This window comes from Rhodococcus sp. NPDC003318 (assembly GCF_042879035.1).
Lineage (GTDB): Bacteria > Actinomycetota > Actinomycetes > Mycobacteriales > Mycobacteriaceae > Rhodococcus_G.
The window spans coordinates 126,885-141,768 of the sequence record NZ_JBIAOU010000006.1; the positions used below are offsets into that span (position 1 = coordinate 126,885).

A 14,884-nucleotide genomic window follows, 5' to 3' on the forward strand; every position below is an offset into this window, starting at 1 on the left:
GCGCCTACTCTATCTGCGTGCCCAAGGATCGTCCGGCCCCGGACCTGCCCGAGCCCCTCGCGCCGCTGATCGACGCCCACACCCACCTCGATTCGTGCGGCGCGCACGACGCGACGTCGGTCGCGGAGATCGTCGACCGGGCCGAGAAGGTGGGTGTCGGACGGGTGGTCACCGTCGCCGACGACCTTGCCGCGGCGCGGTTCGCCGTGGACGCCGCGCACTGGGATCCGCGGGTGTACGCCGCGGTCGCGATCCACCCCACCCGCGCCGACGTCCTCGACGCCGCGACCAAGGTCGAGATCGAACGGCTCGCCTCCGACCCGCGCACCGTGGCGGTGGGCGAGACCGGTCTGGACTACTACTGGCCCGGGAAACTCGAGGGCTGCGCCGGCATCGAGGACCAGGTCGAGGGGTTCCGCTGGCACATCGACCTGGCGAAGCGGCTGCGCAAGCCGCTGATGATCCACAACCGCGAGGCCGATCACGACCTGCTGACCGTGCTGCTGGACGAGGGTGCGCCCGAGACGGTGATCTTCCACTGCTTCTCGTCGGACGCGACGATGGCGCTGGCGTGCATCGAGGCCGGGTATCTGCTCAGCTTCTCCGGGACCGTCAGCTTCCGCAACGCGCGCGAGCTGCACGAGGCGGCGAAGCTGGTCCCGGATGACCAGCTGTTGGTCGAGACCGACGCGCCGTACCTGACGCCGCACCCGTTCCGCGGCGCCCCGAACGAGCCGTACTGCCTGCCCTACACGGTCCGGTCACTCGCTGCGACCCGCGGCCAGGACCCGTTCGCCCTGGCCGCCGCGGCGACGGCCAACGCCGAGCGCGTCTACCGCCTCTGAGCCCCCGGCCGAGTGTGCACTCACCGTCGCATCGCCCGAGTGGGCGCGACGGCAGGTGCGCATTCGGCGGCAGGCGCTACAGCACCTTCCGTAGGAAGTCCTGGGTGCGGGGCTGTTGTGGGTTGCCGAACACGGCTTCGGGGGTGCCCTCCTCGACGATGTTGCCGTCGGCCATGAAGATCACCCGGTCGGAGACCTCGCGGGCGAAGCCCATCTCGTGGGTGACGACGACCATCGTCATGCCGCCCGCGGCGAGGTCGCGCAGCACCTGGAGCACCTCGCCGACCATCTCGGGATCCAGGGCGCTGGTGGCTTCGTCGAACAGCATGACGTCGGGGTTCATCGCGAGTGCGCGGGCGATCGCGACGCGCTGCTTCTGTCCACCGGACAGGCTGGCGGGTTTGGCGTCCTTCTTCTCGGCGAGCCCGACCTGGCCGAGCAGCCGGATGCCGATCTCGCGGGCCTCGTCTCTGGTGGCCTTCCTGGTCTGCACCGGGGCGAGCATGACGTTCTCGAGCGCGGTCATGTGGGGGAAGAGGTTGAAGTGCTGGAACACCATGCCGATGTGCTGGCGCACCTTGTCGATGTCGACCTTGTCGGCCGTCAGGTCGACGCCGTCGACGACGACCTCGCCGCCGGTGACCTCCTCGAGGCGGTTGAGGCAGCGCAGGAACGTGCTCTTGCCGGATCCGGACGGCCCGATCACGCACACCACCTCGCCGGCGGCGATCTCGACGTCGATGCCCTTGAGCACCTCGTTGTCGCCGTACGACTTCGTCAATCCCGTGACGCGGATCTTCGGCTCGGTGCCGACGGTCTCACCGGTGGCGCGCTCGCTCACGTGTTGATCCTCTTCTCGAGCCGGTCGGAGAGCTTGGTCAGGGCCATGATGACGACGAAGTAGAAGATGCCGACGATCAGCCACATGTTGAACGACTCGAAGGTCCTGGCGATGATGATCTTGCCGGTCTGGGTCAGCTCGGCGATGCCGATCACCGACAGGATCGACGTGTCCTTCAGGGTGATCACGGCCTGGTTCACGAACGACGGCATCATCGTCCGCACCGCTTGGGGCAGCACGACCTTGCGCATCGCGGGCAGGTAGCCGATGCCGAGGCTGCGGGCGGCCTCCATCTGCCCCTTGTCGACGGCCTGGATGCCGCCGCGGATGATCTCGGTGATGTACGCGCCCGCGTTCAGACTCAGGGTGATGATGCCCGCGGTCATCGCCGGCATCTGGAAGTCGAGGGCGGCGGGGATGCCGAAGTAGATGAAGAACGCCTGCACCAGCAGTGGGGTGCCGCGGAAGATGTCGACGTAGGTGACGCCGATTCCGCGCAGGACCCGGCTGGTGGAGACCCGGAAGAAGCCGAAGATCAGGCCGAGCACGAGGGCGATCGCGAGCGAGACGACGGTGAGCACCAGCGTGAGCCACAGGCCCTTCATCAGGAGCGGGAAGCTGTCCTTCAGGAGCGAGAAGAAGGTGTTGCCGCCCTGCGCTTGCGGTTGCTCCCCGAGGTAGCGGTCGAGGATCTCGTCGTACTCGCCGCTGGCCCGCAGGTTCGCCAGGCCGGCGTTGAACTTGGTGAGCAGTTCGGCGTTCTGGCCCTTGGACACTGCGAAGCCGTAGGAGTTGCCCGCCTCCTTGCCGGTGACGGTCTCGAGGCCGTTGCCCTGCGCGATGCCGTACAGCAGGACCGGGTAGTCGTCGAACACCGCGACGGAGTTACCGGTCTTGACGTCGTCGTACATGCTGGCGGAGTCGTCGAAGGTGACGGTGGTGAAGCCGTACTGGTCCTTGATGGACTCCGCGAACGTCGCGCCCTCGGTGCCGGTCTTGATCGCGACCCGCTTGCCCCGCAGGTCCTCGTAGGACGTGACGGTGTCATTGTTCTTCGCGACGGCCATCTGGACGCCCGAGTCGAAGTACGGGTCGGAGAAGTCGAACACGAGTTTGCGTTCGTCGGTGATCGACATCCCGGCGATGACGCCGTCGACCTGACGTGACTGCAGCGCCTGCACCGCGGCGTTGAAGCCGAGCGGCTTGACCTGGTAGCTGAACCCCTGGTCGGCGGCGATCGCGCCGAGCAGGTCCATGTCGATGCCGACGAAGTCGCCCTGCCCGTTCTGGAATTCGAACGGAGCGAAGGTCACGTCGGTGGCGATCACGTACGTCTTGTCCGTGCCGGACTGGGTGGCGGCCGGGCCGCCGGTGCCCGCTGCCGCTGCATCCGGTCCGACGGCGATTCCGATCAGTGCGAGGAACCCGATCAGGACAGCCGCCACGACGGATCGTGCGGACTGTCGTCCACGATGCCGAATGCTCATCCGCGCCAGCTTCCCGGTTGATCGTTCGCGACCCAGACAGATCTCGAAAAGGTAGCCACGAGTACCTGCTTTTCGCTGGTCACACGCCGTAAGGTTGCCGGAGCTCCGCCTGTTCGTTACCGTACTGTGATCGATGAAGGCTGGGATCACATCTCGGTAACCGACAGTTCAGGACTTTGACGTGTCACCTCTCACTCGGATCAACAAGGCCACATCGCCGCTTCTCCGGCTCATCGTCGGGGCGCTGCTGCTGACCCTGATCGCGGGAGGTGCGCTGGCCGTGAGCCGCCACAAGACCGTGCTCGTCGACGTCGACGGCGAGACGATCTCGCTGAGCACGATGTCCACCGATGTGGATTCCGTGCTCGCCGACGCCGGATACGCGGTCGGGGACAAGGACGTCGTCGCGCCGGCGCTGGGATCGCCGGTCTCGGACGGCGACACCGTCGTGCTCCGCCGCGCGCGGGAGCTGACGCTCACCGTCGACGGTCAGCCGCGCACCCTGTGGACCACCGCGCTCACCGTCGACGAGGCACTGTCCCAGGAGCGCCTGTCCGGTGACGTCCACGTCTCGGCGTCGCGCTCGCAGCGGCTGCCGCTCGAGGGATCAGATCTCGAGGTCATCAGCCCGAAGGCGGTGCGCCTGATCGACGGCGCCACCGCTCCCGTCGACCTGCGGCTCGCGGTGCCCACCGTCGCCGAGCTGCTGACGGCCCAGGGTGCCCCGTTGCAGCAGCAGGACACCGTCGAGCCGTCCGCCGAGACCCCGGTCACCGACGGCCTCGAGGTGAAGGTCACCCGGATCCGGACCGAGAACCGCACCGAGACGCAGCCCATGGCACCGCCCGAACAGCGCATCGAGGATCCGGCCATGAAGATGAGCCAGACGGTCGAGGAGCAGCCCGGCGCCCCCGGCCTTCGGGACGTCACGATCGCCGTCACCACTGTCAACGGCGTCGAGACCGGTCGCCAGGAGCTGTCCGAGAACGTGATCACCGCGGCGCAGCCGAAGGTGGTGCGCGTCGGCACGAAACCGGGCACCGCGGTGCCGCCGGTGACCAACGGCTCGATCTGGGACGCGCTCGCCCAGTGCGAGGCGACCGGCAACTGGCACATCAACAGCGGCAACGGCTTCTACGGCGGCGTGCAGTTCGACCAGAACACCTGGGAGCGTCAGGGCGGACTCGCGTACGCGCCCCGAGCCGATCTCGCCACCCGCGAGGAGCAGATCGCGATCGCGACGAAGACGCAGCAGACCCAGGGCTGGGGCGCGTGGCCCTCGTGCAGTTCCAGGCTCGGCCTGGGCTGACTCGTCCGTCCCGGCGGCGTGAATTTCGCGGCCGTGACGCGTGACCGCTAAGTTCGACGCGTGTCGGATTCACAACCCCGCGGCCAGGCCGCCCTGCTCGGCCCCGCCGAGGTGCGTGCACTCGCGGCGGAGTTCGACGTCCGCCCGACCAAGCAACTCGGCCAGAACTTCGTGCACGACGCCAACACGGTGCGACGCATCGTCACCACCGCCGGCGTCGGACGTGACGACGTGGTGCTCGAGGTCGGCCCGGGGCTGGGGTCGTTGACGCTGGCCCTCCTCGATGTCGTGGACCGGGTGGTCGCCGTCGAGATCGACCCGAAGCTCGCGGCGCGACTGCCCGCCACCGCGCGGGAGCGGGCGCCGCAGTTGGCCGACCGTTTGTCCGTCGTCGGAGCCGACGCGATGAAGGTGCTGCCGGACGATCTGCCCGCCGAGCCGACGGCTCTGGTGGCGAATTTGCCCTACAACGTCGCGGTGCCGGTGCTGCTGCACCTGTTCGCCGAGTTCGAGAGCCTGCGCACCGCGCTGGTGATGGTGCAGTCGGAGGTCGCGGACCGCCTCGCCGCGGTGCCGGGCAGCAAGATCTACGGCGTGCCGAGCGTGAAGGCGAACTTCTTCGGCGAGGTGCGCCGCGCGGGGGCCGTCGGCAGGCAGGTGTTCTGGCCGGTGCCGCAGGTGGAGTCCGGTCTGGTCCGCGTCGACCGCTACGAGCAGGCGCCGTGGCCGATCGACACCGAGCACCGCAAGCGGGTGTTCGCGGTCGTGGACGCCGCATTCGCCCAGCGTCGCAAGACCCTTCGGGCCGCGCTGGCGACCTGGGCGGGATCGCCCGTCGAGGCGGAGCGACGGCTGGTGGCGGCCGGCATCGACCCGACCGCACGCGGGGAGGTCCTCGACGCGGCCGCGTTCGTCCGCCTCGCGAACGTCTGACCCGGCTGGGAATAGAGCAGTATCGAGTTAAAATGTGGGCGTGGCCGAATACCGGGACTCGCACGCAAAGTCGTTCGCGGACTACGACCGTCCGTCCGTGGCCGTCGACGTCGCGGTGCTGACGTACCGCGCCGGCGCGATCGCGGCGCTGGTGGTCGAGCACGAGAAGTTGGGGGGTCGTGCGCTGCCCGGCACCTTCCTGCATTCCGGCGAGAGGCTGGCCGATGCCGCGGAGCGAGCGCTGCAGGACAAGGCCGGTCTGAGCGGCACGTCGTTCCGGCAACTGGCGATGTTCGACGATCCCGATCGCGACGACCGCGGCTGGGTGATCTCGATGGCCCACACGGCCGCCCTGCCCGCGGCGACGCTGCCCGCCGGCTCGATCCTCGTGGAGGTCGGCGACGGGGTGGTCGCCGAGGAACTGCTGTTCGACCACGCCGACATGGTGCGGCTGGCCGTGGGCGACCTGCGCGAGCGGTGCACGCAGCGCGTCGACCCCGACGGTCTGCTGGGGGAGAAGTTCACGATGCTCGAGCTCAACGAGTTCTACCGTGCCGTGTTCGGGCTCGAGCGGTTGCAGAAGGACTCGTTCCGCAGACACGTCATCGCCGCACTCGAACCGACCGACGAACTGGTGGCGACGGGGGCCGGCCGGCCGGCCGAGCTGTTCCGGCGCGGCGGCGACGCGCGTCTCTCGCCGAAGGCGGCCGCATTGTTCGCGAAATGACCTGTGCGCGGGCTCGGTAGCTGGAGCTACCGGACTCGCGCACAGGCCGCGCAGCCGCCTACCGGCGCAGCCGCAGACTGTTGCTCACCACGAAAAAGCTGGAGAACGCCATCGCGGCGCCGGCGAGCATCGGGTTGAGCAGGCCCGCCGCGGCCAGCGGCAGGGCTGCGACGTTGTACGCGAACGCCCAGAACAGGTTGCCCTTGATCGTCCGCAACGTCCTGCGGGACAGGCGAATCGCGTCGGCCGCGGACCGCAGGTCGCCGCGCACCAGGGTGAGGTCGCTCGCCTCGATCGCGACGTCGGTGCCGGTGCCCATCGACAGGCCCAGATCGGCCTGCGCGAGTGCGGCCGCGTCGTTGACGCCGTCGCCCACCATGGCGACGACCCGGCCCTGCGCCTGCAGCCGCCGAACCACGTCGACCTTGTCCTGCGGCAACACCTCGGCCACGACCTCGTCGATCCCGACCTGGTCGGCGACGGCGCGGGCCGCGGCGGTGTTGTCCCCGGTGAGCATGATCGGGGTCAGGCCGAGCCCCGTCAACTGCGAGACCGCTTCTGCCGATGTCGGTTTGACGGCGTCCGCCACGACGAGCACGCCGCGCGCGCTGCCGTCCCAGCCCACCGCGACAGCGGTTCGACCGGCGGATTCCGCTGCGCGCACCGCGGATTCGAGCTCCGCCGCGAGTGTGAGCGCCCAGTCCGCGAGCAGTCGGGGTCGGCCGACGACGACGGCGTGCCCGTCCACGACGCCCTGGACGCCGAGTCCTTCGACGTTCGTGAACTCCGCGACCGTGGGCAGCGTCCCGGCGGCGGCCGCTGCGGAGGCGACAGCCTTCGCGATCGGGTGCTCGGACGCGGCCTCGAGTGCGCCGGCGAGCCGCAGCACGTCGTCGGCGGACTCGCCCTGCGCCACGTGGACGTCGAGCAGCGTCATGGTTCCGGTGGTGACGGTGCCGGTCTTGTCGAGCACGACGGTGTCGACGAGCCGGGTCGATTCGAGGACCTCCGGTCCCTTGATCAGGATGCCGAGCTGTGCTCCGCGGCCGGTGCCGACCATCAGTGCGGTCGGGGTGGCCAGGCCGAGGGCGCAGGGGCAGGCGATGATCAGGACAGCGACCGCCGCGGTGAAGGCCGCCGCGACGGAACCGCCGGTGCCCAGCCAGAATCCGAGGGTGGCCACGGCCAGAGCGATGACGACGGGAACGAAGATCCCGGAGATCCGGTCCGCCAGTCGTTGGGCCTGCGCCTTGCCGGTCTGGGCCTGTTCGACCAGTTCAGCCATCTGCGCGAGCTGGGTGTCGGACCCGATTCGGCGGGCGCGCACCACGATCCGGCCGCCGACGTTGACGGTCGCGCCGACGACGGCGTCGCCCGGCGCGACCTCGACGGGCACCGATTCGCCGGTCAGCATCGACGCGTCGACGGCCGACGCTCCCTCGGTCACCGTTCCGTCCGTGGCGATCTTCTCGCCCGGTCGCACCACGAACAGGTCGCCGACGGCGAGCCGGTCGACAGCGATCCGCTGTTCGACTCCGTCGCGCAACACGGAGACCTCCTTGGCGCCCATCTCGAGCAGCGCGCGCAGCGCGGCGCCGGCGCGGCGCTTGGACCGGGCCTCGAACCAGCGTCCGGCGAGGATGAAGGTGGTCACCCCGGCGGCGGCCTCGAGGTAGATGTTGCCGGTGCCGTCGGTGCGCGCGATGGTCAACTCGAAGGGGTGGGTCATGCCGGCGACGCCCGCAGTGCCCCAGAACAGCGCGTACAGCGACCAGCCGAGGGCGGCGAGGGTGCCGATCGACACCAGGGTGTCCATGGTCGCGGTGCCGTGCTTCAGGTTGGTCCAGGCGGCGCGGTGGAACGGCCAGGCACCCCAGACCACGACCGGCGCGGCCAGGGTCAGCGAGAGCCACTGCCAGTTGGTGAACTGCAGCGCCGGGATCATCGCCATCGCGATCACCGGGACGGTCAGCGCCAGGGAGATCAGCAGGCGCCGACGTAGGGTGTCCGCCGGATCGTCCTCGGCGGCAGCGTGTTCCGGCGATGCCGCCTCCGGCAGCCGGGCGTGGTAACCGGCCTCCTCGACGGCCGCGATCAGGTCGTCGGTGCTGACATCGCCGCGGTGGCTGACGTGTGCCTTCTCGGTGGCGTAGTTGACGGTGGCGCTGACGCCGTCGAGTTTGCCCAGCTTGCGCTCGATGCGGTTGGCGCAGGACGCACAGGTCATGCCACCGATCAGCAGTTCGACCTGTCCCTCGGTCGGTGCGTGCGCGACGGGGTTCATCGTGGCTCCTCTCCGGTGTGGTGGTCGGTGCCCGTGACGGCGGGTGGCGTGTCGATCGGACTCCCCACGACCGCCCCGGTCCCGAGCGCTGCCGCGAAGACGACGGCGAGCGCTCCCACGAACGCGGCCACCTTCGTTGCGGTGGTCATGACAGCGCGGTGTAGCCGGCCTCGGACACGGCGGCCCGGACCGAGGCGGCGTCGACCGGGGTCGTGGAGGTGACGGTCAGCTGCCCGGTGGGGAGGTCGACCGTGACATCGGTGACGCCGGTCAGGACGCCGACCTCCTCGCGGACCGAGGTCACGCAGTGTCCGCAGGTCATCCCGGTGACGGTGTAGGTCGCGACACTCATGTCGGCTCCTCGTACATATATGGGGTAGGGGTATCTGACGCAGCCGAAGATACCCCTGGGGGGTAACCGCCGCAACCCCCTGAAACGGCTGAAGGGCGCCTTCACCCGGTCAGACCGAGTGAAGGCGCCCTTCAGCCGTGGAGCAGGTTACGCGTTCAGCGCCTTGCCCATGCCCCGCTCGACGGCGGCGACCAGGCGCGGACGCAGGTCCGCGGCGGGCACGATCGCGTGCACGGAACCGACCTCGCGGGCCCGCTCGATGTTGTGGATGGCCTCGAACTCCGCGGCCACCTCGCCGAGCTTGGCGTTGCGGACGGCGGTGCGCTCGGCGGCCAGGTCCACCCGCAGCTGGGCGCGCTGCGCGGCGTCGTCGGTCGCGGCGAGCCGCGTCTCGAGGTCCTTGATCGCCGGGTCGGCGGCGGTCCGGGCGTTGACCTCACGGGTGAACACCACCGCCGCGGCGGGCGCGCCACCGAGCACCGAGGCGAACGAGCCCTCGACCGCGAGGACCTCCATGTTCTCGTTCAGCGCGCCGGAGAACACGACGAACGCGCCGCCGTGGTACCGCGAGACGACCACGAACACGATCGGACCGTCGAAGTTGACGATCGCCCGGCCGATCTCGGCGCCGTACTCGAGCTGCAGGTTCCGCAGCGACTCCGGGGAGCCGTCGAAGCCCGACAGGTTCGCCAGCACGACCACCGGACGGTTGCCCGACGCCGCGTTGATCGCGCGCGCCGTCTTCTTCGACGAGCGCGGGAACAACGTGCCCGACGTCCACTGGTCCGGGCCGTCGGTCGGGAACCAGCCCTTGCGGGCGATCGCCCGCGACTCGATGCCGATCACGGTGACCGCGTTGCCGCCGAGGTGCGCGTCGAACACCACCGAGGTGTCGGCGTCGGCCATGTCGGCCCACCGCTCGAGCACGGCGTGGTCCTGGTCGACGACCGCACGCATCACGGTGCGGATGTCGAACGGCTTCTTGCGGTCCGGGTTCGTCTCGGCGGAGAAGATCTCCCCGACCGTGGTGAACTCGCTCGACGGGTGCACGTGCGGGAAGCTGCGGACGTCCCGGTCGATCGGGTCGGTCGACTCGGCCTTGCGCGGGAAGCGTTCCCCGGCCGCGAGGTACGCGTGCTCGTAGTGGGCGAACAGGACGCCGATCGCGGCGGTCAGGTCCGGGGCCCAGTACTGCGCCTGCCCGTTCGGGCCCATCACGCGGTCGTAGCCGCCGATGCCGAAGTTGTCCTCGGCGGACACACCACCGGAGTAGTCCAGCGACTGCTTGCCGGTCAGCACCATCGCGCTCTCCGGGGTCATCACCAGGATGCCCTTCGTGTGCATGAGCATGGTGGCCTCGGCGTTCCAGTACGGCTGGGCGCCGACGTTGATGCCCGCGACGATGACGTTGATCTCGCCGCCGTTCTGGGTGAACGTGATGATCCGGCGCAGGCCCCGCGAGACCCAGTCCATGTTCTCGGTGCCGGACTCCATCGAGATGGTGGCACCGGAGGACAGCGCGAACCACTCGACCGGAGCGCCGAGCGATTCGGCGAGGTCGATCGCCTTGACGATCCGCGAGCACTCGGCCTCGGCGACGGTGCCGAGCGCCTTGGTGGGATCACCGAACAGTGCGACGCGGGTCATGCCCTCGGGGTAGCGCTCGGTGGCGGTGGTGACCACGCCGACGATGACGCCGGCCTTGTTGCGGCCGTAGGGGCGATCGACGGGCACCAGCGCGCCGGTGTCGTCGAGGTCGTACTCGACGAAGCTGCCGCCCGCGCTCAGCGCGGGGATCAGCTCGTACGGGTAGACGGTGCCGCGGGCCTTCGAGCGCTGCACCTTCTGGGTGTACTCGTCGAGCGGCTTGAGCGGCTGCGTCGGCGGCTCGGTGATCGCGACCTGCAGGCCGGCGCCGGACCGGTAGGAGAACCGGACCGCGACCTGACGCGGCTGCGCGGTCGGCGACTCCTGCAACCGGCAGATCATGGTGATCTGCTCGATGCCCGCACCGACGGTCAGCGGGGCGACGTGCTGGGCGATCGGCGCCAGCCGGTCGGCGGCGATGTCGAGGCGCGGCCACACGTAGAGCACGACTCGGTTGTTGTCGAGGCGCTTGCGCCCGCGGCCGGCCTGCGCGCTGCGGATGCCGGCGAGGCAGGATGCGACGGCGCGTTCGATCGCCGGCACGGCCTCGATCTCGCCTGCCTCGTCGAACTGCAGCGTCAGGTCCCGGACCTGTGCCATCGCGATCAGGCGCTCGTCGGACGGATTGTCCTTGGCCGCAAGGTGGTACAGGTACGTGTCTGCGGGTGCGGGCAGTCGGGTGCCGTCGAAGTTCTTCAGCCGCCACATGTCCAGGCGCTGCGCGGTCAGGGGGTGCATGCCGCGGATGATGCGGTCCTCGACCAGTCCCTCGGCGTCGTCCGGGCGGAACGTCACCTGGCGCTGGGTGGTCATCGCCCCGGGCACGGTGACCGTGACGGTGACCCGACGCCACGGGGAGGAACCGTTGCGCGCCAACAGGTTCGAGCGCAGCGACTCCGCGAGGGCGTCGTCGTCGGACGGTGCGTCCGGCCAGGTCAGGTACAGGTCGGCGACCAGGTTGACCGGGTTCGGTCCCGCGACCGCGTCGACGACGTCCAGCGACTCGGCCAGCCGCGTGTGCTCGGCGGCCACCGACACCAGGTGCATCTGCTCGCCCGAGAGCTCGAAAGTCCCTGTGACGCAGGGGAGTCCGTGGCCATCGACCGCCTTGACGTCCGCGAGTCCGCGGATCTTGTAGTACTGCCGGGTGACCACCTCGAGGAGGTCGGCCGGAGCGGACCACGGTTCGGCGAGCAGGCCGACGAGCGGCTCCGGGGTGTCGACCATCGCGTCGATCCGTGCGGCACGGTCGGTGGCGCCGGGCAGCTCGGACAGGTACTGCAGGCTGCCCCGCACGCCGTCGTAGATCTGCTCGCGGGCGCGGCGCACGACGGGCTCGTCGAAGATCCGGAACTGCAGGCTCCGGGCCATGTCGCCGATCACCGGCGCGCGGAGCTGGGTGGCGACGATCAGGCGGTCCAGGACCTCTTCGACCTCGGCGGACAGCTCGTCCGTGATGCGGCACTCGCTCAGCCACCGGGAGAGCAGTCCGGTCACGACGGGAACCTGGGCCTCGAGTCGCTGCAGGGCGACGAAGAGCCGGTGCACCGCCTCCTCGAGCTCCGGGGTCCGGTCGAGTTCGACCACGTCGTAGTGCCGCAGCGCGCGGGACAGCTTGGCGCGGAACGACTCCGGCAGTCCCTCCAGCTCGACGTCCAGGGAGCTCAGGAAGGAGTGGAAGTGCTCACGCGGGCTGTGCACGCGCTCGTCGGTGTCGTCGCCGGTGGGCCGGTTCCGGGACAGCTCGCACAGGTCGGCGAACGTGGTGAGCAGCGCCAACTCGGCTCGCGCCAGCGTCGGGTCCGACTCGGGGAGTCGCTGGCGCAGCTCGTCGTACTCGGCGCGCAGCGCCGCCGCGCGGGCCTCGTCGACGTCGAAGCCGGTGATCATGGCGGTCAGCGTCTCGAGATGTGCGAGCGCTTCGGTGAGGTCGTCGCTCTCGAGTGTCTCCGGCGTGGCGAACTCGACCCGGGGAGCCTGCGTGGTGACGGTCTCCTCGGCGACCGGATCCACCCGGAGCAGCGCCGCACCGGCGTCGACCTGGGCGTTCACCGTGGCGAGCACCTCTCGGACGGTGCCCGCGGAGGTCGCCCGGATCGCGGTCTCCATCTTCATCGCCTCGAGCACGACCAGGGTGTCGCCCGCCTCGACCTCGTCGCCGATCGCGACGGGCAGGGCCACGACGACCGCGGGAGAGGGTGCGCGTACGACGCCGGCTTCGTCCTGGCTGATCTGGTGGCTGATGCCGTCGACCTCGACGAGGTGGTGGGCGGGGCCGCTGACCGACACCACGTGGTGGCGGCGACCGCCGACGACGAGCCGGCGTTCGTACTCGCCGAGGCGATCGACGTCGACCTCGACCTCACCGCTGTCGCCGTCGATCCGGTAGCGGTGCGGGCCGACCTGGCCGACCTCGAAGGTGTACGCCTGGCCCTGGTAGCTCAGCTCCACGGACCGGCGCAAGGCGCTCTTGGTGCGGGGACGGCCACCGCGCGCCGACGTCAGGAAGGCGCTGCGCTCGCGTGCCTCCTCGGTCTCGTACACGCCGATCGCGGTGGCGAGCAGCGCGACGGCCGCGGCGGGCGTGGGACCGTTCGCGGTGCCCGTGCCGGTGCGGTCGAGCCACCCGGTGTCGGCGGACGCGGAGATGACCTCCTCACGATCGAGCAGGTCGAGCAGGAACGACTTGGTGGTGGTGCCGCCGTCCAGGACGACCGTGGTCTCGCGCAGCGCCGTGCGCAGGCGGGCGAGCGCCTCGTCGCGGTCCTTGCCCCACGCGATGATCTTGGCGACCATCGAGTCGTAGTCGGGCGGGATCACGTCGCCCTGGGCGATGCCGGTGTCGACGCGCAGGCCGGAGCCGAGCGGGAACTTGAGCAGCTGGACGGTGCCGGGCGCGGGGGCGAAACCGTTGTCGGCGTCCTCCGCGTTCAGACGCGCTTCGACGGCGTGACCGAACTCGGCGGGGCAGTCCCCGACGAGCGGCTGCCCGCTCGCGACGTGGATCTGCAGCTTGACCAGGTCCAGGCCGGTGGTGAACTCGGTGATGGGGTGCTCGACCTGCAGGCGGGTGTTGACCTCGAGGAAGGTGAACACCTGCTGGGACGGCTGGTAGAGGTACTCGACGGTGGCGGCGCCGCAGTAGCCGGCGGCCTTGACCAGTTCGGCGGACACCTTCCGCAGCTGAGCGGACTGCTCGGCGGTCAGCAGCGGGGAGGCGGACTCCTCGATGACCTTCTGGTTCTTGCGCTGGATCGAGCAGTCGCGGACGCCGGGCGCCCACACGTTGCCGTGTGCGTCGGCGATGACCTGCACCTCGACGTGGCGGGCATCGGTGACCAGGCGCTCGATGAAGACGACCGGGTCGCCGAAGGAGCGCTCGGCCTCGCCCTGGGTGCGCTCGAGAGCCAGCTCGAGCTCGTCCTCGGAGTACACCTTGCGGATGCCGCGTCCACCGCCGCCGGAGCGGGCCTTGATGATCAGCGGGTACCCGATGGCCTGGGCATGCCTGCGCGCGTCGGCGCGGGTCTCGACGGGGCCGCCGGACCACGGTGCGACGGGCACGCCGACCTTCTCCGCGAGGAGCTTGGCCTCGACCTTGTCGCCGAGCAGGCGCATCGCGTCGGCCGACGGGCCGATGAACGTGATGCCGAGCCGTGCGCACACGTCGGCGAAGCCGGGGTCCTCGGCGACGAAGCCCCAGCCGACCCAGACGGCGTCGGCGCGGGCCTCGATCAGCGCACGCTCGAGTTCGGCGTGGTCCAGGTACGGCGTCGCGGCCGTGGCGGAGGGCCGGAGGGTCACGCCCTCGTCGGCCTGGCGGACGAACATCGCGCGACGCTCGGCGTCGGTGTGCAGTGCGATGACGGTGATCTGGTGATCGTTCCCAGCGTTGAGCTCGCGGACGGCGCGAATCAGGCGTACGGCTGCCTCGCCCCGGTTGACGACTGCAATTCGTCTGAACATTTGGTTGGCCACCGTTCCCTCTTGCATCGTGTACGTCCACAGTTGTCGGCGCATGTGCACGTCGTCGGGCACATGCGCTGCAGGCTGACAGTCGCGTCGAAGCGCTTCCCGACGCAGAATCCCGGCGCACCGCGGTCGGAGGAATCGGTCGTCGTGCGACCGGTCGGCCGGAGTATCTCCGACGCTCCCTCTGATGTCCGATCGGCGCTACCGATAAGCCAGCATGCATTATTTCGGCGGCGATGTCATGTCGTTACGACATCAACCAACATCCTTCGAACACAACGTGATTCGCCCCCGAGTACTGGCCTTTCTATCCTGTTTCCTGGCTACTTTCGAGTAGCTTTGCGCGTACCCGCGAGTAGCTATTTCGGGCGCCCTGTGGAACACGTTCGGTCGGTGTCTGCGACCCGGGGTTGCAGGTGTCTGCGGGGCGATGGGGTTGGCCCAGGTGAGTTGCGGTGACCGGGGAGTAAGTCCTCGGCCCGCGAGT

10 protein-coding genes are annotated in these 14,884 nt (G+C 69.8%); 4 read left to right on the forward strand and 6 right to left on the reverse strand.

What is annotated here, in order from left to right:
* The first annotated feature begins 17 nt into the window (after positions 1 to 17).
* Positions 18 to 845, forward strand: a complete 828-nt coding sequence (locus tag ACFYVR_RS12785) for a TatD family hydrolase (protein ID WP_387473386.1) — start codon at positions 18 to 20, stop codon at positions 843 to 845.
* 76 nt (positions 846 to 921) lie between these two features.
* Here the strand turns inward: ACFYVR_RS12785 and ACFYVR_RS12790 are convergent, their stop codons facing one another.
* Both ACFYVR_RS12790 and ACFYVR_RS12795 read right to left on the reverse strand, forming a co-directional pair.
* Positions 922 to 1,686, reverse strand: a complete 765-nt coding sequence (locus ACFYVR_RS12790) for an amino acid ABC transporter ATP-binding protein (protein WP_387473389.1) — start codon at positions 1,684 to 1,686, stop codon at positions 922 to 924.
* Positions 1,683 to 3,173, reverse strand: coding sequence for an amino acid ABC transporter substrate-binding protein/permease (locus tag ACFYVR_RS12795; protein WP_387473391.1), 1,491 nt, complete (start codon positions 3,171 to 3,173; stop codon positions 1,683 to 1,685). Before ACFYVR_RS12795 ends, ACFYVR_RS12790 begins: the two co-directional genes overlap by 4 nt.
* 181 nt (positions 3,174 to 3,354) lie before the next feature.
* On the opposite strand from ACFYVR_RS12795, the gene ACFYVR_RS12800 reads away from it, so the two are divergent.
* From ACFYVR_RS12800 to ACFYVR_RS12810, 3 genes are read left to right on the forward strand one after another with little or no spacing between them, the layout of a single operon-like run.
* Positions 3,355 to 4,482 (forward strand): transglycosylase family protein, encoded by a 1,128-nt coding sequence (locus ACFYVR_RS12800; RefSeq protein WP_387473393.1) that lies wholly within the window; start codon positions 3,355 to 3,357, stop codon positions 4,480 to 4,482.
* A 60-nt stretch (positions 4,483 to 4,542) separates the two neighbouring features.
* A complete protein-coding gene (rsmA, locus tag ACFYVR_RS12805) occupies positions 4,543 to 5,415 on the forward strand; it encodes a 16S rRNA (adenine(1518)-N(6)/adenine(1519)-N(6))-dimethyltransferase RsmA (RefSeq protein WP_387473396.1) in 873 nt (290 codons plus the stop codon).
* Positions 5,416 to 5,455: 40 nt separating this feature from the next.
* On the forward strand, positions 5,456 to 6,142 hold the full coding sequence (locus tag ACFYVR_RS12810) for an NUDIX hydrolase (RefSeq protein WP_387473398.1): 687 nt from the start codon (positions 5,456 to 5,458) through the stop codon (positions 6,140 to 6,142).
* Between the two features lie 58 nt (positions 6,143 to 6,200).
* On the opposite strand, the gene ACFYVR_RS12815 is transcribed toward ACFYVR_RS12810, so the two are convergent.
* From ACFYVR_RS12815 to ACFYVR_RS12830, 4 genes are all read right to left on the reverse strand, one after another.
* Positions 6,201 to 8,426 carry a heavy metal translocating P-type ATPase gene (locus tag ACFYVR_RS12815; RefSeq protein ID WP_387473400.1) on the reverse strand — a complete coding sequence of 742 codons (2,226 nt, stop codon included), beginning with the start codon at positions 8,424 to 8,426 and terminating at the stop codon, positions 6,201 to 6,203.
* The gene (locus ACFYVR_RS12820) at positions 8,423 to 8,575 is read right to left on the reverse strand and encodes a hypothetical protein (protein ID WP_387473402.1); all 153 of its coding nucleotides are present in this window, start codon (positions 8,573 to 8,575) and stop codon (positions 8,423 to 8,425) included. Before ACFYVR_RS12820 ends, ACFYVR_RS12815 begins: the two co-directional genes overlap by 4 nt.
* A complete protein-coding gene (locus ACFYVR_RS12825) occupies positions 8,572 to 8,778 on the reverse strand; it encodes a heavy-metal-associated domain-containing protein (protein ID WP_387473405.1) in 207 nt (68 codons plus the stop codon). The genes ACFYVR_RS12820 and ACFYVR_RS12825 overlap by 4 nt, the downstream gene beginning before the upstream one ends.
* A gap of 147 nt (positions 8,779 to 8,925) precedes the next feature.
* Positions 8,926 to 14,391, reverse strand: a complete 5,466-nt coding sequence (locus ACFYVR_RS12830) for a carboxyl transferase domain-containing protein (protein ID WP_387473407.1) — start codon at positions 14,389 to 14,391, stop codon at positions 8,926 to 8,928.
* Between the last annotated feature and the right edge of the window lie 493 nt (positions 14,392 to 14,884).